This window comes from Mangrovihabitans endophyticus (assembly GCF_014646155.1).
Lineage (GTDB): Bacteria > Actinomycetota > Actinomycetes > Mycobacteriales > Micromonosporaceae > Actinoplanes > Actinoplanes endophyticus.
The window spans coordinates 99164-117580 of sequence record NZ_BMMX01000013.1; the positions used below are offsets into that span (position 1 = coordinate 99164).

General features: G+C 71.7%; 17 protein-coding genes. 13 read left to right on the forward strand and 4 right to left on the reverse strand.

From position 1 onward, the window contains the following. Window positions 1-104 precede the first annotated feature (104 nt). Window positions 105-1169 carry a 3-deoxy-7-phosphoheptulonate synthase gene (locus IEY73_RS16415; protein ID WP_189080077.1) on the reverse strand — a complete coding sequence of 355 codons (1065 nt, stop codon included), beginning with the start codon at window positions 1167-1169 and terminating at the stop codon, window positions 105-107. Between the two features lie 301 nt (window positions 1170-1470). Here IEY73_RS16415 and IEY73_RS16420 point away from each other — a divergent pair, with 301 nt between their 5' ends. Next, complete coding sequence (locus IEY73_RS16420; protein WP_189080078.1) at window positions 1471-1875, forward strand: hypothetical protein; 405 nt, start codon at window positions 1471-1473, stop codon at window positions 1873-1875. Here IEY73_RS16420 and IEY73_RS16425 read toward each other — a convergent pair. Together IEY73_RS16425 and IEY73_RS16430 are read right to left on the reverse strand one after the other, a co-directional pair. Continuing rightward, window positions 1822-3450 carry a sensor histidine kinase gene (locus IEY73_RS16425; RefSeq protein ID WP_189080079.1) on the reverse strand — a complete coding sequence of 543 codons (1629 nt, stop codon included), beginning with the start codon at window positions 3448-3450 and terminating at the stop codon, window positions 1822-1824. The two genes, IEY73_RS16420 and IEY73_RS16425, sit on opposite strands and share 54 nt — an antisense overlap. Then, entirely contained in the window at window positions 3428-4165 is a 738-nt protein-coding gene (locus IEY73_RS16430; RefSeq protein ID WP_189080080.1) for a response regulator transcription factor, read from the reverse strand. Before IEY73_RS16430 ends, IEY73_RS16425 begins: the two co-directional genes overlap by 23 nt. 204 nt (window positions 4166-4369) lie before the next feature. On the opposite strand from IEY73_RS16430, the gene IEY73_RS16435 reads away from it, so the two are divergent. The 3 genes from IEY73_RS16435 to IEY73_RS16445 all read left to right on the forward strand — a co-directional run bounded on the left by IEY73_RS16435 (window position 4370) and on the right by IEY73_RS16445 (window position 6304). Next, entirely contained in the window at window positions 4370-4741 is a 372-nt protein-coding gene (locus tag IEY73_RS16435) for a tetratricopeptide repeat protein (protein WP_189080081.1), read from the forward strand. 10 nt (window positions 4742-4751) lie between these two features. After that, window positions 4752-5036, forward strand: a complete 285-nt coding sequence (locus IEY73_RS16440; RefSeq protein WP_189080082.1) for a Smr/MutS family protein — start codon at window positions 4752-4754, stop codon at window positions 5034-5036. Window positions 5037-5176: 140 nt separating this feature from the next. Next, a complete protein-coding gene (locus IEY73_RS16445) occupies window positions 5177-6304 on the forward strand; it encodes an MFS transporter (protein ID WP_189080083.1) in 1128 nt (375 codons plus the stop codon). Window positions 6305-6307: 3 nt separating this feature from the next. Here IEY73_RS16445 and IEY73_RS16450 read toward each other — a convergent pair whose 3' ends face one another. After that, window positions 6308-8689 (reverse strand): M28 family peptidase, encoded by a 2382-nt coding sequence (locus IEY73_RS16450; RefSeq protein WP_189080084.1) that lies wholly within the window; start codon window positions 8687-8689, stop codon window positions 6308-6310. A 75-nt stretch (window positions 8690-8764) separates the two neighbouring features. On the opposite strand from IEY73_RS16450, the gene IEY73_RS16455 reads away from it, so the two are divergent. The 9 genes from IEY73_RS16455 (at window position 8765) to IEY73_RS16495 (ending at window position 18397) form a co-directional block, all read left to right on the forward strand. Continuing rightward, window positions 8765-9106, forward strand: coding sequence for a hypothetical protein (locus tag IEY73_RS16455; protein WP_189080085.1), 342 nt, complete (start codon window positions 8765-8767; stop codon window positions 9104-9106). A 91-nt stretch (window positions 9107-9197) separates the two neighbouring features. Continuing rightward, entirely contained in the window at window positions 9198-10406 is a 1209-nt protein-coding gene (locus IEY73_RS16460; RefSeq protein ID WP_189080086.1) for a PP2C family protein-serine/threonine phosphatase, read from the forward strand. Beyond that, entirely contained in the window at window positions 10403-12031 is a 1629-nt protein-coding gene (locus tag IEY73_RS16465) for a sensor histidine kinase (RefSeq protein WP_189080087.1), read from the forward strand. The genes IEY73_RS16460 and IEY73_RS16465 overlap by 4 nt, the downstream gene beginning before the upstream one ends. Beyond that, on the forward strand, window positions 12028-12483 hold the full coding sequence (locus tag IEY73_RS16470) for a response regulator (protein ID WP_189080088.1): 456 nt from the start codon (window positions 12028-12030) through the stop codon (window positions 12481-12483). The genes IEY73_RS16465 and IEY73_RS16470 overlap by 4 nt, the downstream gene beginning before the upstream one ends. Further along, window positions 12476-13279: an inositol monophosphatase family protein gene (locus IEY73_RS16475; RefSeq protein ID WP_189080089.1), complete on the forward strand. Its 804-nt coding sequence runs from the start codon at window positions 12476-12478 to the stop codon at window positions 13277-13279. The genes IEY73_RS16470 and IEY73_RS16475 overlap by 8 nt, the downstream gene beginning before the upstream one ends. Window positions 13280-13284: 5 nt before the next feature. Further along, entirely contained in the window at window positions 13285-14058 is a 774-nt protein-coding gene (locus tag IEY73_RS16480; RefSeq protein ID WP_189080090.1) for an SDR family NAD(P)-dependent oxidoreductase, read from the forward strand. A gap of 122 nt (window positions 14059-14180) precedes the next feature. Continuing rightward, window positions 14181-15128 carry a coiled-coil domain-containing protein gene (locus tag IEY73_RS16485; protein ID WP_189080138.1) on the forward strand — a complete coding sequence of 316 codons (948 nt, stop codon included), beginning with the start codon at window positions 14181-14183 and terminating at the stop codon, window positions 15126-15128. Window positions 15129-15176: 48 nt separating this feature from the next. Then, entirely contained in the window at window positions 15177-16664 is a 1488-nt protein-coding gene (locus tag IEY73_RS16490) for a fused MFS/spermidine synthase (protein WP_189080091.1), read from the forward strand. A gap of 134 nt (window positions 16665-16798) precedes the next feature. Next, window positions 16799-18397 carry a serine/threonine-protein kinase gene (locus tag IEY73_RS16495; protein WP_189080092.1) on the forward strand — a complete coding sequence of 533 codons (1599 nt, stop codon included), beginning with the start codon at window positions 16799-16801 and terminating at the stop codon, window positions 18395-18397. The last annotated feature ends 20 nt before the right edge of the window (window positions 18398-18417 follow it).

The window sequence follows — 18417 nt, forward strand, 5'->3', positions numbered from 1 at the left end:
TCGGCGTTTCGGCTGTCCTACCCATATGCCCTACCTGTGCGCGGGCTGTGAACCCGCGAGGCGCCCGGCGACGAGCCGCCGGGCGCCTCGCGGAAACCGGCAGGTCAGGCGGTGCGGCGCTTCGCGGACGCGGCGGCAAGCCGCTCCAGCACGGTCACCGTCGGATCCCACCCCATGCAGGCGTCGGTCACCGACTGTCCGTACGTCAGGGTGCCGCCCAAGTCCTGGCGTCCGGGCACCAGGAAGCTCTCCAGCATCACGCCGGCGATGCCCCGCCCGCCCGCCTCCATCTGGGCCGCCACGTCCTCGGCCACCGCGGGCTGGCGCAGGTGGTCCTTGCCGCTGTTGCCGTGCGAACAATCCACCACCAGCCGCTCCGGCAACCCCGCCGCACGTAGCAGGCCGAGCGCCTCGCGCACGTCCTCGGCGCGGTAGTTCGGCCCGTCCGCGCCGCCCCGCAGCACCAGGTGACAGTCCGGGTTGCCGGAGGTGTGCAGGATCGCCGGGGTGCCGGAGAAGTCGATGCCGCCGAAGACGTGGGGGACGGCGGCGGCACGGATCGCGTCGATCGCGGTGGCGATGCTGCCGTCCGGCCGGTTCTTCATGCCGATCGGCATGGACAGGCCGGAGGAGAGCTGGCGATGCACCTGCGACTCCACCGTACGGGCGCCGATCGCGCCCCAGGCCACGGTGTCCGCGATGTATTGCGGGGTGATCGGGTCGAGGAACTCCACGCCGACCGGCAGACCGCGGCGCACCACCTCCAGCAGCAGCTTGCGCGCCACCCGCAGGCCGGTGCCGACGTCGCCGCTGCCGTCCAGGGCGGGATCGTTGATGAGGCCCTTCCAGCCGACCGTGGATCGCGGCTTCTCGAAGTACACCCGCATCACGATCAGCAGGTCGTCGGCCAGCCGGGCGGCCTGTTCCCGCAGCCGGTCGGCGTATTCGGCGGCGGCCTCCGGGTCATGCACCGAGCACGGCCCGACCACGACCAGCAGCCGTGGATCTCGGCCGGCGAGCACTTCCTCCACGTGGTGGCGGCTGTCCACCACGGCGTCGTGCAGGTCTGCGGTCAACGGCAGCTCGTGGTGCAGCAGCGCCGGGCTCATCAGCGGGACCACGGCAGTGATCCGCTGGTCGCGGACGCGTTGCACCTCGGGGATGGTCACGATCGATCGTCCTTCCGCCGGCCGCCCGTGGGGCCGGCGCCCCGAGTCGTGAACCGGCTGCTCACATGGGAAAAGGCAGCGACGGATGTCGCTGCCTTTGCGCCGGCTCTGCGGGGGTGCCTCAGGTCGTGGTCATGGCCGAGGCGCCGACCGGAGCCGGCGGACTAAATCCACCGGCGAGAGCCGGGCTGCAAAGCCAATACCAACGAAACACGCAGCACAGCCTAGCCGATGCGGCGCGTCACGATGTCCGCCGGGTGGGGTATGGGCGCATGCAAGTTGCGTGTGTTGCGATGGACCGATGAACGACCTGAACGCGCCGGATCTGCTGGACGGATTGATGGGGCTCGCGGTCGCGGACCGGCGGCAGGCCGTCAGCTCCGTCGTGCTCCGGGTGTGGGAATCGCCCACGGTGCTGCTCGGCGAGATCTCGCCGACCCAGGCGATCACCGCCGTCGCGGTGATCGCCGCGGGCCTGCCCGGCGCGGCCGGCCGGCCCTGGCTGGACGACCGGCTGGCCGCCGTGGCGCTGCCCGGGGTGACCAGCGAACTGGCCGGGCGGGCGCTGTGCGCGCTGGACGTGATCGTCGGCCGTGACCGGGAGTCGGTGCCGCTGGAATTGCACGTCAGCGACGGCGCGGCGGCTCAGGAGCTACTGGACGATCTGCGCGACGTGCTGATGGACGGCATCCGCCTCGGGCTGTGACGTCGGCGGCGCCTGCCCGTCGGCCGGCGCCAGCGGCAGCCGCACGGTGAACTCGGTGCGCCCCGGTCGGCTGTCCACCCACACGGTGCCGCCGTGCGCGGCCACCACCGCGGACACGATGGACAGTCCGAGCCCGGTGCTGCCGGCCACCCGGGACCGGGAGCTGTCACCGCGGGCGAAACGTTCGAAGATGTGCGGCTGCAACGCGGGCGGAATGCCGGGCCCGGTGTCGGTGACCCGCAACAGCGCGTCCCGGCCGCTCAAGGCCACTCCGACGGTCACCGTGGTGCCTTCCGGCGTGTGCGTGCGCGCGTTGGCCAGCAGATTGGCCAGCACCTGGTGGAGCCGCAACTGATCGCCCCGAACGAGCACCGGCTCCTCCGGCAGGTCCAGTTGCCAGTCGTGTCCCGGGCCGGCCGCGTGCGCGTCGCTGACCGTGTCCACCACCAGCATCGACAGGTCCACCGGATCGTGCGCCAGCGGACGCCCGGCGTCCAGCCGCGCGAGCAACAGCAGGTCCTCCACCAGGGTGGTCATCCGTTGCGCCTCGGATTCGACCCGGCGCAGCACGTGACTCACCTCGTCCGGCACCGGGCGACGGCTGCGTCGGCTCAGCTCGGCGTAGCCACGGATCGCGGCCAACGGCGTACGCAATTCGTGGCTGGCATCGGCGACGAACTGGCGCACCTGCATCTCGCTGTTGTGCCGCGCCTCCAGCGCGTTGCCGACGTGATCGAGCATCCGGTTGAGCGCCGCGCCGACCTGGCCGACCTCGGTGCGCGCATCGGTGTCCTCGGGCGGCACCCGCTGGGCGGCCAGATCCACCTCGCCACGGTCCAGGCGCAGCTCGGACACCCGGGTCGCGGTGCCGGCCACGCGCTCCAGCGGGCGCAGATTACGCCGGACGATCACCGCGCCGGCCCACCCGGCGACGACCAGCGCGAGCAGCACCGCCACGCCGGTGACGCTGGTGACCTTGAGCAGCGTCGCCTGCGTGTCGGCCAGCGAGAGCGCGGAGACCAGGACGACGCCGTCGCGGGCGACCGCGGTGACCCGGTAGTCGCCCAGGTCGTTGCCGAGATCGAGGTCCGTGTTGCCGGTGCCGGGTGTGACCGAACTCAGCGCCGCGGTCACGTCGGCGGGCAACTGCTGGAAGGTGTTGCGCGGCTTGAAACCGCCGCCATCGGCGTCCCGGCCGGCCCCGTCTTCGGCGTCCGGCTGGTATTGGACGATTCCGCCGCCGACCACCACCGGGTCACCCGTGGAGCTGCCGGTGAGCCAGAGATAGACCGAACCCGACTGCGCACCCGGCGGCGGTTCCTGCACGAAGATGAACGCACCGTTCGGGCCACCGTGCCCGAACGCCCGGTTGCTCGCCTCGTCGAGCCGGGTGTCCACCTGGCTGTACAACGTGTTGTGCAGGTAGATCTCCGAGGTCGCGCCCACGATCAAGCCGAGCACCGCCAGCAGGGCGATCATCAAGGCGACCAGCCGGGCGCGCAGGGACCAGCCGGCCGGCGAACGCCAGCGGGCGGCCCGCGCGAACGGGCGGTCAGTCGGCGGGCTTGAGAACATATCCCGCCCCGCGCATGGTGTGGATCATCGGGGCGCGACCCGCGTCGATCTTCTTTCGCAGGTACGAGATGTAGAGCTCCACCACGTTGGCCTGGCCGCCGAAGTCGTAGTTCCACACCCGGTCCAGGATCTGGCTCTTGCTCAGCACCCGGCGAGGGTTGCGCATGAGGTAGCGCAGCAGCTCGAACTCGGTCGCGGTCAGGGTGACCAGATCGCCGCCGCGGCGCACCTCGTGACTGTCCTCGTCCAGCGACAGGTCACCGACCATCAACTGGGACTCGGTGCGCATCGGGGCGCGGCCCATCCGGCGCATCAGCCCGCGCAGCCGGGCCACGACCTCCTCCAGGCTGAACGGCTTGGTGACGTAGTCGTCCCCGCCCGCGGTCAGCCCGGTGATCCGGTCCTCCACGGCGTCCTTCGCGGTGAGGAACAGCACCGGCACGTCCGGCGCCTCGCCCCGCAAACGGCGCAGCACTTCCAGCCCGTCGATGTCCGGCAGCATCATGTCCAGCACGACGGCGTCCGGCCGGAAGTCGCGTGCGGTGCGGATGGCGGTCATGCCGTCGCCGGCGCTGCGCACGTCCCAGCCCTCGTAACGCAGGGCCATGGACAGCAGCTCGGCCAGCGTCGCCTCGTCGTCCACCACGAGGACCCGGACCGGGCTGCCGTCCGGGCGCCGAAGCTCGTTGCTGGTGTCCGCGTTCGCCATCGTCATGCCCCTACTGTCGGCGCTTGTGCTTTGCGCCGGCTTTCCGATTCCTGTGTAGCACCTGTGAGCCTGCCATGCACCGCGGCCGGCGAGTCGCGTCACGGGCCGTCACGCTTTCGCGTCAAGTCGGTGGCCGTGAACACTCGCCGTCGGCCCGATGTTGTGCCAGCGTGGTTCATGAGCACGAGCCGAGCGTGGGGGAGCGTGTTGGTGGATCTGTTGGAGGAGTACCGCAAGGCGAACGTCATCTTCGAGTCCGGTGACCCGCGGCGCGCCGCCCAGGTGCTGGAACCGATCGTGGCGGCGGAGCCGCACAATTCCGCGGTGCGGCAACTGCTGGCTCGGGCGTACTTCAACTCTGCCCAGCTCGCCGGGGCGGAGGCACAGCTACGCGCGCTGATCGAGCATGATCCGTCGGATCATTACGCACACCATGTGCTGGGCCGCACTCTCGAACGGGGCGGCCGTTTTCGCGAGGCGTTGCCGCATCTGCGGCTGGCCGCCGCGATGAAGCACCATCAGGACTACCGCGAGGCGGTGCAGCGGGTCGAGACGTGGTTGGGCAAGTCGGACCCCGCTTAGGATCGCGGGCGTGAAGCTCAAGCTGGATCTGCACGACATCTTCAACAAGGGACATGAGATCGACCGCGCCCTGCGCGGCATCATCGACGAGGCGATCGAGAAGAAAGCCACGCTCGTCGAGATCATCCCGGGCAAGGGGAGCGGCCAGCTCAAGAAAAAGGTGCTGCGGTTCCTCGACCAGAAGGAGATCAAGCAGCTCTATCACCGGGTGGAGAAGGACGGCGACAACTGGGGACGGCTGTTCGTGCATTTCCGGCACGACGCGCCGACCGGCCGCCGCGGACGCAGACGCTGACACCCGAGCCCGCGTCCGACCGAGATCCGCCCGAGGGAAACCGCTTGACCTGGGAAAGCTCGTGGTGCCAGGGTGACCGCATGATCCGGTTCACGCGGCATCCACCCGATTGACGCTCGACCGCTCGGCGGTTCTACGCCGTGCGCGCCTGTCAGGGCGGCGTCCTGCTGTACCCGGTCTACGCCCTGCTGTTCGCCGACGCCGGCGTGTCGGCCGCCGGGATCTCGACCCTGTTCGTCGTCTGGTCGGTGGTCGCCTTCGTCGTCGAGGTGCCCTCCGGTGCCTGGGCCGACAGTTGGTCGCGTCGCCGGCTGTACGCGATCGGCGCCTTCCTCACCGCATCCGGTTATGCCTCGTGGCTCGTGTGGCCCGCCTACCCCGGATTCGCCCTGGGTTTCGTGCTGTGGGGGCTGGGCGGCGCGCTGGCCTCCGGGTCGATCGAGGCGCTGATCTATGACGAGCTGGCCGCCGACGGCGCCGCCGGACGGTACGCCGCCGTGGCCGGCCGGGGCGGCACCGTCGAGATCCTGGCCATGTTGTCCGCCACGGTGCTCGCCGCACCCGCGTACGCCTGGGGCGGATACCGCCTCGTCGGGGCGGCAAGTGTCGTCGTCACGGCGGCCGGTGGACTTGTCGCACTCGGGTTCGTCGAGGCCCCGCGCCGCCAGACGAGCGACGAATGGGGTGGTGCTGCCGGATATCTCCGTACGATCCGTGCCGGGCTCCGTGATGTCACCCGCAGCCGCCGCGTCGCCTGGGCCGTGGCGGTGGCCGCCCTGGTGCCGGGCTTCACCGCCCTGGACGAATATCTTCCCCTGGTCTCCCGTGCCGCCGGCGCGCCGACCGTGGCGGTGCCGCTGCTGTTCGCGCTGCCGTCGCTCGCCATGGCCGGCGGGAGTGCCCTGGCCGGACGGTTCGCCACCATCGGCCGCGGCCGGCTGGGCGGCGCCGTGGGCGTGGCCGCGGCGCTGCTGGCGGCGGGCGCGTTGAGCGGTCACCCGGCTGGCATGGTGCCGATCGCGGTGGCGTTCGGGGTGCTTCAGTTCGCCATCGTGATCACCGAGACGCGTTTGCAGGAGGCCATCTCCGGACGGGCACGCGCGACAGTGCTGTCGGTGGCCGGCTTCGTCTCCGAGGTCGTCGCGGTGCTGGTCTACACGCTGTTCGCGCTGGGCGCGCACGTCGCCGCGGTACCCCTGCTGTTCGCCGCCTGCGGCATCCCGCTGCTCGCCACCGCGGCAGCCATCGCGCGCCGCACGCCGGTCTGAGCCTCACACGGAGCGCGTCTGTGTCACGGCCACCAGCTCGGACGTGTGTGAGCCGACGATGCCGACGTTCGCCGGACGGGGCTGCCACCCGGGTAGCCCGCCCAGGCCGTCGCTGCCGTCCATCACGCGCAGGCGCACCGCTCCGGGCGCACGTACCGTCAATTGCACGGTGACCCCCTCGGGCGGCGGTGCGTGGAAGACGAAGCCGAAGCCCCACGCCCCGCCGGCGGACCGGTCGACGCCCACCCGCCGACCGGCGATGGTGGCCGCGGTGACCGGGGTGTCCGCGCCCACGTGCAGGGTGAGGAGCCGCACCGGGCGTCGCGGAGTGACCCGCAGGCGCATCGTGCGCAGCCCGCTCGACCGGTTGTCGCTCAGGACGGCGAGTTGCGGGGCGGGCAACGACGCCGCGGGCGCGGGACCGGTGTGCAGCGCCGTTTCGCCGAATGCGGGCAGTTCGTCGACGACCGGATGTGCCGCGCCGGAAACGTATCGGCCGGTCCAGCCGCCGGGCGCGGCCTCCGCGCTGAGCCACTGCGCCTTTCCGGTGCCGGCGTCCAGGGCGTACATCAGGTGGGTGGGCTCCGGGTGGGCGGAATCGAAACGGTCCACGGCAAGGCCGATCGACGCACAAACGATCACGGCGACCAGGGCGGTGACCGACGGTGCGGCGCCGAGCCGGCGGGCCCGCAACGCGGGCAGGCCCTGCCGGCGACCGGCGGACGGGTGGATCAGGTCGACGACGGGCAGCAGCGCCAACGCGAGCAGCGTGCTGAAGAAGGCGGCGGACGCGGCCAGGTTCAACCCCAGGGCGGGGAAGAAGAGCGCCACGGTGGGCGCCAGCACCATGGTGGCGATGACACCGCCGACGGCCACCGCGGCGGGCCCTGCCGAGCCGCCGGGCCGCGGCGGGACGCGGCGGGGTGCGAGGGCGGCCAGCCCGGCGAGCGCGCCGGCCAGCGCCGGTATCGCGGTGAGGTAGGAACCGCCGGGGGCCAGCGCCGCGAGCGCCACGCCGAGCAGGGCCAGCCAGCAGAGCCCACCGACGGCCAGGGCGGTCGGGCTCACCCGGCGACGCAGGAGGGCGTACCAGGCGAAGACCACCGCGGCGACCAACGCCACCACCGCGACGCGGTACCAGCCGGGCCGGTAGGGGTCGACGGGCAGATTCGCGTACCCGGGACGGATCAGCCGCAGCAGCGTCCAGAGTCCCTGAGCCAGTGCCGGCGCCAGGACGAGCGGGACAAGAGCGAGCAGAACCCCGGCGGTCAGGTGCCGGCCACCCACCCGTCCGCGGCGCCGTGCCAGCCAGCCCAGCGCGGCCACGGCGAGCAGGGCGGCCACCGCGAGCGGCCACACCAGGACACCCGGATAGGTGATTTGGCCCCAGGGGACCGGAAAATATGTGGCGTCCCAGGACGCGGACAACGTCGTGAGGTCCCGCGAACCCAGGGCGCGGGTCACCGAGAGTGCATTGGCGCCCAACTGTTGCAGGCTGCGCCGGTCCATCGCGGACGGCCGGTCGGTGGGCGCGTGATACACCGCCGCGCCGTCGATGTAGGCGCTGTTCAGCCCGGCGAATCCGGCCTCCCGGAACGGGGTGAAGTCGGTGTCGTTGGGCAGCAGCCGATAGACCTCAACGGCGAACGAGGTGCCGACCGGCCGCGGCGCGCCGCCGTAGAGCGAAACCAGCCGGGCGTTGTCCGCCGAGGTCTCGAACATGATCGCCGGGCCGGACGAGCCGCGGGCCTCCAGATTGATCACGATGCCGCCGTCGCGGGCCAGCGGGTGCTGGCCGACGAACGCCTGGGCGCCGCACAGGCACGCCTCCTCCCCGTCGGTGAGCACCAGCACGATGTCGTTGCGCGGCGTGGGACCCGCGGTCAGCGCCCGCGCGATCTCCAGGAGCGAGGAGACGCCCGCCGCGTCGTCGTTGCCGCCGGGGCCCGTCTGCACCGAGTCGTAGTGCGCCACCAGGAAGATCCGGCCAGTGGAGGCGGTCCCCGGGATCCGGGTGACCACGTTGCGCACGTGCGCCAGGCCGACGCCGCCGGCGCTGGACGACAGTTGACCGCCCTGCACCGAGACGGCGTCCTGCACCTGCGGATCGAGCCCCAGGCCGCGCAACTGCCCGATCAGGTGCTCGCGCACCCGTGTGTTCGCTGCGCTGCCGACCGGATGCGGCTTCGTGGCGATGGCCCGGACCTGCCCGAACGCGCGGTCGGCGTGAAATTCGGCATCCGGCGCCGATGCCGCGGGCACGTCCGGCGGGGTGACCGCGGCGAGCGACCACCAGCCGGCCGCGACCACAGCCAGGACGGCGGCGAGGGCGGCAAGCGCGCGGCGGCGGGGCCGGGCCAGGGCACGATCGGCAAGGTCACGCATGGATGTCATCCAACCCTGTACGGTCCGGGCCGGGTACCCCGGCGATCTTCATGGCCGGTGGCATAGCGTTGATGCGTGACCGAGCCGTTCGACCCCGCCGCGGTGCTGGCGGAGTTCATCGAGCGGGTCGCGGCGTACGACCCGGCGCCTTCCGCCGCCCCGGTCGGGGTGGTCGGGGTGCGTACGGCTCTGGGCGAGGCGACCTTCGCGATGACCGACCATGTGGCACGTGCGTTGTGTCGCGCGCTGGTTCAATATCACGATCCGCACGATCGGGGCAGGTGCGCCGGCTGCGGCGGCCGTCACCTGGATGAGAACCTGCATTGCCGGGATTGCGGCCGGCTTCATGGCATCCTCGGCGAGGTGATCGCTCAGCACGCCCGCCGGGTCGCCGCAGAGTCCACCGAGCAGACGTGACCATACCGATGTTGTGTCACGGACCGTGGTGGTACACGATCAGCCCAACACGCACCGCACTGGCAACCGTCGTCGACTGGGGTAACTGCACATGACTGAAGGGTCGGTCGCGCCCCGTAGCGTGACGGGCGCGAGCATGGGCACCGCTCCGGAGCGGCTGCGGGTCTTGCTGGTCGAGGATGACGAGGGTGACGCCTTCCTGGTCCGCGAGTTGCTCAGCGAGGCCGGCGCCCCCTTCGATCTGGTGGTGGCGACCAGCCTGAGCGGGGCACGACCGCTGATGCGGGGCGTGCACTGCGTGTTGCTGGATCTCGGTCTGCCGGATGCGGAGGGCATCGACGGCCTGCGCCGCTTCCTGTCCATCGCGGGCAGCGCGGCGGTGTGCGTGCTGACCGGCCGCTCCGACGAGCACCTGGGGGTGGCCGCGGTCGCCGAGGGCGCCCAGGACTACCTGGTCAAGGGCCAGGTGGACGGCGTGCTGCTGGTCCGTGCCCTGCGCTACGCGGTGGAGCGCAAACGTGCCGACGAGAACGCCCGTCGGCTGCGCGAGGTGGAGCTGCGCCAGGCCGAGTCCGCTCGCTTGGAGCGGGGCCTGTTGCCGCAGCCGCTCATGCAGACCACGCGCGTCGCGGTGCACACGTTCTATCGTTCCGGACGCGCCATGGGTCTGCTGGGTGGCGACTTCTTCGACGTGGTCCAGGTCGGCGACGACAAGCTGCATGTGATCGTCGGCGACGTCTGCGGGCACGGGGTCGAGGAGGCCGCGCTCGGGGTGGAGCTCCGGGTGGCCTGGCGCGCGCTGGTGCTGGCCGGCGTCTCGGACGACGAGATCTTGAGCGCCCTGGAACAGGTCCTGATGACCGAGCGCCGCGCCCGGGAGGTGTTCGCCACCGTGGCGTCCATCGCGGTCGATCTGGCCGGCAACCGCGCTACCGTACGGCTGGCCGGCCATCCGCCGCCGGTGCTGCTCGCCGACGGCAGCGCCCAGCCGGTGTCCGCCCGCACCGGCATCGTGCTGGGCGTGCGTCCGGCACCCACCCCTGCTACCGACGTGGAGTTCACCGGCCATGACTGGTCCTTGCTGATGTACACGGACGGGTTGATCGAGGGAAAGACCGGCGACGGCAACGAGCGCCTGGAGGTGGCCGGCTTGTGTGATCTGCTCGGCGAGACGTCCGCGGCCGACGTGCCGCTGTCCGCGTTGCCGGCCTGGCTGGTGGGCCGAGCCGAGCAGGTCAACGGCGGGCCGCTGGCGGACGACGTGGCGATGCTGCTGATCTCCCGCGGAAACGGGCGATGACGGTGTTCGCCTCGTGGACGCTGCGCCGCCGGGTGCTGGCCCTGTGCGTGACGGTGGGTCTGCTGCTCACCGCGCTGGGTGTGGTCGCCGTGCTGAGCGCGGCGGAGAACCGCCGGCAACTGGACAATCTGCTGAACCGGGCCGGGCCGATGCGGCTGGCCGGGGAGCAGCTCACCTCCGCGATGGTCGACCAGGAAACCGGCATCCGCGGGTACGCCATCAGCGGCAACGACGACAACCTGGAGCCGTACCGGTCCGGGCTGCAGCAGGAGCGGCAGTTGCTCGTCCGGCTGGAGAGCCTGACCCCGCCGGGGGACACCCGCGTCCGGGCCGCGCTGGAAGCGGTTCAGCAGCGCACCCGGGCCTGGCACGCGGAGGTGGCCGATCCGGTGCTCGCCGCCGTGCGCGCCGACGGGCCGGAGGCCGGCCGCGCACTGATCGAGGCGGCAAGCACCACCCAGTTCGACGACCTGCGCATCGCCATCGACGCTCTGCAGGCCGAGATCCAGGTGTTGCGCGACCGGGCCGCCACCACCGCGCGCGACACCAGCCGCACCCTGGTGGCCATCGAGATCGCCGCCGCGGCGATCATCGTGCTGGCCGGTGCGCTGTTGATGTTGCTGCTGGACCGGTTGGTGACGCGTCCGGTGCTCACCTTCGCCGAGCAGGTGCGCGAGGTGGCGGGCGGCAACTTCGAGCGGGAGATCTCCAGCGGCGGGTCGCCGGAGCTGGTCCGCCTGGCCGCCGACGTGGACGGCATGCGCCGGCAGATCGCCGCCGAGCTGACCGAGGTGCGTGACGCTCGCGGCCAGGTCGAGTGGGTGAACGATCAGCTCAAGCAGCAGGCCGACGAGCTCACCCGGTCAAACCGTGACTTGGAGCAGTTCGCCTACGTCGCCTCGCACGACCTGCAGGAACCCCTGCGCAAGGTGGCCAGCTTCTGCCAGTTGCTGCAACGGCGGTACGCCGGGCAGATGGATGAGCGGGCGGACCAGTACATCGCGTTTGCGGTGGACGGCGCGCAGCGCATGCAGCGGCTCATCAACGATCTGCTGGCGTTCTCCCGCATCGGACGGCTCACCAGCGGCTTCACCGAGGTCGACCTGAACGCGGTGCTCACCGAGGTGGCCTCGCAGATGGAGACCCGGCTGGCCGACGACGGCGAGATCACCTGGTCCGACCTGCCCACGGTGGAGGGCGAGGAACCGCTGCTCACCACGCTGTTCGTGAACCTGATCGGCAACTCACTGAAGTTCCGCCGCCCGGACGCGCCGCCGGTCATCCAGATCAGCGCGGAGCGCGACGAGGACGACGCGCACTGGCGGATCACGGTGCGCGACAACGGCATCGGCATCGAAGCCGAGTTCGCCGACAAGGTCTTCGTGATCTTCCAGCGGCTGCACGCCCGGGACGCATACGAGGGAACCGGCATCGGCCTGGCGATCGTGAAGAAGATCGTCGAATACCATGGCGGCCGGATCTGGCTCGACCTGGAGGTCGAGGAGGGCACCTCGATCAACTTCACGCTTCCGATGCCGGTGGTGCTCAGCCCGGCCGAGGAGAGCGGCCAGACAAGTCCGGAGAACCCGGCGCAGGATGACGAACTGAACGAGGTGACCACATGACCGGCCCGCTGCGGCACGATGGCACACCGATCGAGGTGCTACTGGTCGAGGACGACCCGGGCGACGTGCTGATGACCCAGGAGGCCTTCGAGGAGCACAAGGTCCGTAACCGGCTCACCGTGGTCTCCGACGGCGCCGAGGCGTTGTCCTACCTGCGCCGGGAGGGTCAGTACGCGGACGCCGTACGCCCGGACCTGATCCTGCTCGATCTCAACCTGCCCCGCCGCGACGGCCGCGAGGTGCTGGAGGAGATCAAGAGAGACGACGAACTGGGGCGCATCCCGGTGGTGGTGCTCACCACGTCGTCCGCCGACGAGGACATCCTGCGCAGCTATCAGTTGCACGCCAACGCGTACGTGACCAAGCCGGTCGACTTCGAGCGGTTCATCTCGGTGATCCGGCAGATCGACGAGTTCTTCGTCAGCGTCGTGAAGCTGCCGCCTCGTGGTTGATGGTGTCGACGAGCTGATCCGGGAGGTCGCGGCGACCGTCGTGCTGCCCCGGTTCCGCCGCCTCGGCGACGGGGACGTGCAGCAGAAGGCGCCCGGCGACCTGGTGACCGTGGCGGACCAGGAGTCCGAGCGTGCGCTGGCGCGCGGGCTGACCGCCCTGTTGCCCGGCTCCGAGGTGGTCGGCGAGGAGGCGGTCGCCGCCGACCCCGGCGTGCTGGGCCGGGTCGGCGACACCGGCGATGTGTGGGTGGTGGACCCGGTCGACGGGACCAACAACTTCGCCGCCGGAAAGACGCCGTTCGCGATCATGGTCGCCTTGCTGCGCGGTGGCGAGCCGGTGCAGGCGTGGATCCTCGACGTGGTGGGCGACCGGATGGTGACCGCGGAGGCGGGTGCCGGAGCTTATCGCGACGGGGTGCGGTTGAAGACGCGCAGCGACGACCCGGGACCGGCCGAGCTGCGGGGTGTGGTGGCGTCCAAATACCTTCCGCCGGACATGCGCGCGGTGGCCCGGACGAACGCCCGGCATCTGGGCGAGGTGACCGCGGGCCGGCACTGCGCCGGATACGAGTACCCCGCGGTCGCCACCGACGAGCAGCAGTTCTGCCTGTTCTGGCGGGTCCTGCCGTGGGATCACGTGCCGGGCGCGCTGATCGTGCGGGAGGCGGGCGGCACCGTGCTGCACCTGGACGGCAGCCCGTACCGCCCGGTGGATGACGACCGCGGCCTGCTGGTGGCGGCCAACCCGGAGATTTGGCGTACGGCCCGGGACACGCTCTTCCCCGACGGGGTGTGACGACCATGCACGACTATCTGGCCGAGCTGATCGGCCTGCACGGTCGGCTGGCGGTGGTGACCGGTGGCGGCACCGGCATCGGCCGGGCGATGGCCGTGGCACTGGGCCGGGCCGGGGCGCGGATCGTGGTGGTCGGCCGCCGGGCCGGGCCGCTGGACGAGACGGTGGCGGAACTGACCGGGCACGGCGCCGTCGCCGCCGCGGTCACCGCGGACCTGGCCGACCGGCCCGCGTTGCACGCCGCCGTCGCGGCGGTCGGTGAGCGGCACGGTTCGCCGGACATTCTGGTGAACGCGGCGGGCGTGAACCCGCGACCGCCGCTGGACGAGCTCGGCGCGGATGTCTGGGACGCCGTGCTGGCCGCCAACCTCACCGCGCCGTTCCTGCTCGGGCAGGCGTTCGGCCCGGCGATGGCGGCGCGCGGCTGGGGGCGGATCATCAACGTCGCGTCCCAGCAGGCGTTCCGCGCGTTCGGCAACAGCGGGGCGTACGGGGTCTCCAAGGCCGGCCTGGTGGCGCTGACCCGGTCGCAGGCCGAGGCATGGTCGCGGCACGGCGTGTGCTGCAACGCGGTGGCGCCCGGCCTGGTGCGCACGCCGATGACCGAGCAGGTGTTCGCCGAACCGGCGCGCGCCGCGACGCACGAGGCGCGCGCGCTGACCGGGCGCAACGGCGTCCCCGCCGACTTCGCCGGGTGCGCCGTCTATCTGGCCGGCAACGCGAGCAGCGCCGTGACCGGCCAGACACTCTTCGTCGATGGTGGATATTCCGCCACCTGAGCGCCTGCCGCTGCGACCGCGCGCGAGGTAGAGTCCGACGCCCGGAGACAGGGAGGAAGATCGTGGCGGCGGCACTCCTGCGGCGGACGGCGTGCGTGTGCGCGTCCATCGTCGCGTTCGCGATGCTCGCGGTGGCACCCGGTTCGCCCGCGTGGGCGGACCCCGAGGGCGGCTCGAAGACGCTGCGGGAGCAGCTCGAGTCGGCAGCCAAGGGACACGTCGAGGCGAAGCAGAAGCTGGACGCCTCCAAGAAGCGGCAGAAGCAATTGCAGACCGCGCTGATCGCCGCTCAGGTCGACGCCAAGTCGCTGGAGGATCAGGTCAAGGAGGTGGCCGACCGGTCGTACCGGCTGGGCCGCTTCAACACCATGTCGATGCTGCTCAGCAGCAGCTCGCCGAACACGTTTCTGCAGCGCGTGCAGGGCCTGGACATGATGGCGCAGATCAACGGGCAGGCGCTGGTGCGCTACCAGGCGGCGGTGACCACCGCGGAGCGCGCCAAGAAGGCGATCGACCTGGAGGTCAAGGAGCAGAGCAAGCAGGTCACCGTGATGGCCAAGAAGAAGGAACAGGCCGAGCAGGCGCTGGCCAGCGTGGGCGGCGGCGGCGCGGCGGGCGGCTTCGCGGGCGGCGGCTCCGCATCGGCCAAGGCGGCCCCGCGCAACTCCGACGGCTCCTTGCCCAGCGAGGGCTGCACGGTCAACGACCCGACCACGAGCGGGTGCATCACGCCGCGGCTGCTGAACGCGTACCAGCAGGCACGGGCGGCCAGCTTCAAGCGTTACACGTCCTGCTTCAGCCAGCGGTCCTCCGGGGAGCACCCGAAGGGCCGCGCCTGTGACTTCTCCGCGGCGGCGGGCGGGTTCGAGAACGTCGCGGCCACCGGCGACGACAAGTCGTACGGGGACAGCCTGGCGGCGTACCTGGTGAAGAACGCGTCCAGGCTCGGCGTGATGTATGTGATCTGGTACCGGCAGATCTGGATGCCGAGCACAGGGTGGCGCAAATACAGCGCGACCGGGGATCCGGCCGCCGTGCACACCAACCACGTGCACCTGTCCGTGCTGTGACCGCGCGGATGCCCGGGGACGGCCGGGCGTCCGGGTAGCATCCGCGCGATGGAGAATCCGCGTGCGCTGCCGTCCGCACTCGCCACCTCCCTGGTCTTCTTCGCCAGCGGCGCGGTGCTGGTCCTGGAGATCGTCGCGTTGCGACTGGTCGGCCCGTACGTCGGCGTCACCCTGCAGGTGAGTAGCTCGGTGATCGGCATTTCGCTGGCCGCCATCGCGTACGGCACCTGGCTGGGCGGCCGGCTGGCCGACCGGTTCGATCCGCGTCACCTGCTTGCCCCGGCGCTGATTCTGGCCGCCATCGGGACCGCGGTGACGTTGCCGCTGGTCCGGTGGGGCGGCGAGGTCCTGCGCGGCGGTGCGGCGCCCGCGGTGCTGCTGCTCGCCGCGATGGCCGTGTTCCTGCCCGCGTTCCTGCTCTCCGCGATCACGCCGCTGGTGGTGAAGCTGCAGCTCGGCGATCTGCGCCGGACCGGCCAGGTGGTGGGCCGCCTGTCCGCCGTCGGCACGCTCGGGGCGATCACCGCCACGCTGGCCACCGGGTTCATCTTCGTCGCCGCGATGCCCACCAGTTGGATCATCCTGACCCTGGCCGGTTTTCTGGCGGTGTCCGGTGCTGCGCTGGGCTGGTACCTGCGGGCGATGGTGCCTGCGGATCGCCGCACCCGTGCGGTGCTGGTGACCGTGGGCCTGGTCGGGGCGGGCCTGGGTGTGGCTTCGCCGACCCCGTGCGACGTGGAGACCGCCTATCACTGCGCGCGCGTGGACAAGGACGCGTCGGTGGCCGGTGGGCGGACGCTCATCCTGAATTCGGCCCGGCACTCGTACGTCGACCTCAACGATCCGCGGCACCTCGAATTCGCGTACGTGCAATGGATCGGCGCGGTGACGGACGCGTTCCGCCCGGCCGGTGCCCCGATCGCCGCGCTGCACCTGGGCGGCGGCGGGTTCACCGTGCCGGAGTATGTGCGCAGCACCCGCCCCGGCAGCGACCAGCTCGTTCTGGAGCTGGACGGCGGCCTGGTCGAGCTGGACCGCGCGGAGCTCGGCCTGCGCACCGGCCGGGATCTGCGGGTACGCGTCGGCGACGCCCGGGTGGGCCTGGCCGAGCGGCCGAGCGCCGCCTACGACCTGGTGGTCGGGGACGCCTTCGGTCATCTGGTGGTGCCGTGGCACCTGGCCACCCGGGAGATGGCCGCGGACATCGCGCGGGTGCTGGCCGAGGACGGTGTGTACGCGCAGAACGTGATCGACTACCCGCCGGACCGGTTCATCCGCGCCGAGCTGGCCACGGTGGCGGACGTGTTCCCGCACGTCGCGCTGATCGCGCCGGCCGATGCGATCGCGGGTACCACCGGCTCCAACTTCGTGATCGTGGCGTCCCGCCGCCCGCTCCCCGCGGCGGTCCAGACCCGGCTCGACCTGGTGGACGAACCGGTGACCATGCTGACCGGGGATCAACTGGAGACGTTCATGGATGACGCCCGGGTGCTCACCGACGACTACGCCCCGGTCGATCAGCTCCTCAACTCCTGACCCAGCCCGCCTCCCCGCGTCGCGGTCACCGGATATCGCACGATGCCGGACAAGCGGCGCGATACCTCCTGGGGTCAGCCGGCGGCTTTCCGCGTGCGGCTACGAGCGATCGGATTTGCGGCGACAATCGGCTTATGGGGCGGAAGGGGCACGTCGGTGGCCGGTACCGCCTGGTCGAGAGGCTCGGCACCGGCGGCATGTCCGTGGTGTGGCGCGGCCACGACGAGATCCTCGGCCGCGACGTCGCAATCAAGGTGCTGGCCTCGCGGCACGCCGGCGACGGCACCTTCCGTGACCGGCTGCGGCAGGAAGCCCGCGCGGCGGCCCGGCTGCGCCATCCGCACATCACCACCATCCTCGATTTCGGCGAGTGGTCGACGTCCGGCGCGCGCCCCGTGCCGTACGTGGTGATGGAGCTCAACGACGGACCGTCGGTGGCCGCCCGGCTGGCCCGCGACGGTGCCCTGGACTGGACCGCGGCAGTGACCATGGCGGCTCAGGTGGCGTCGGCCCTGGGCGCCGCGCACGCTCAGGGACTCGTGCACCGCGACGTGACTCCGGCCAACGTCATGCTCACGTCCGTCGGCGCCAAGGTGGTGGATTTCGGCATCGCCGCGGCGATCGGCCAGTGCGATACCGCGCCGGACGGCAGTCTCCTCGGCACGCCGGCATACTTGGCCCCGGAACGCCTCGGCGGCGGTCCGGTCTCACCCGCAGCCGACGTGTACGCGCTCGGCGTGCTGCTCTACCGGGCGCTCACCGCCCGGCTGCCCTGGCACGCCCGGGACACCGCGGCGGCGCTGCGGGCACACCTCTACACCGATCCGGAGCCGCTGCCGGTGCGCAACGGACTCCCCGATCCGGTGCGTGAGCTCTGCTTGCGTTGCCTGGCCAAGCGCCCGGAGGATCGGCCGACCGCCGCGACGCTGGCGCTCGAACTGGCGGCCCTGGCCGACGTGCCGGTCCCCCTCCCGGCGCAACCGGCCCAGTTCTCCGGAGCAGCCCAGTTCTCCGGGCCTGCCCAGTTCTCCGGGGCAGGCCAGTTCTCCGGGCCTGCCCAGTTCTCCGGATCGGCCCAGCCGCCCGCCACGGCCGCACCATCGTCTCCCGCCGAGCCGTCGCCGAGCATCGTCGCGGCCTTCCGCGCCGGTCTCGCGCGCCTTCCGGCACGGGTGTCGCATGCCGCGCTGGCCGGCCGGCGCCGCCTGCAGGCCGTGACGATGACCGTGGCGATGCTCGCCGTGGCCGGGCTGGTCTGGTCGTCCGGCCGGGAAGCCGACGAGGTCGGAACACCCCAGGCTGCCGCCGTCGGCACCGCGGTGCTCCCCTCCCTGCAACACCCGCACTGCAAGGTGCGCTACCAGGTGGAACGCGACTCTGGCCGGGACTTCTGGGCGCGCGTCACGGTGGGCAACATCGGCACCGACACGATGTCCGGGTGGACGATGCAGTTCCGGTATCCCGGCGCGCAACGCCTCATCGGCGGCACACGGCGGGCCAGCCAGCACGGCCACCTGGTTTCCCTGCGCGCCGGGCCGGACCTGGCCCCCGGCGAGTCGGCCGCGGTCGGAGTGCGAGGGTCTTACCGGGGGAGCAACCCCCTCCCGCTCGCCTTCACCGTCGACGGGCAGTCGTGCCGAGCCGAGGTGCTCGGCGCGGTGGCGATTGTCGAACCGGCGGACCCGGGCACCGGCGCACCGGCCGAGCACCGGGCCACCGACGACACCGCATGACCCGGAGGGTGGCCACCGCG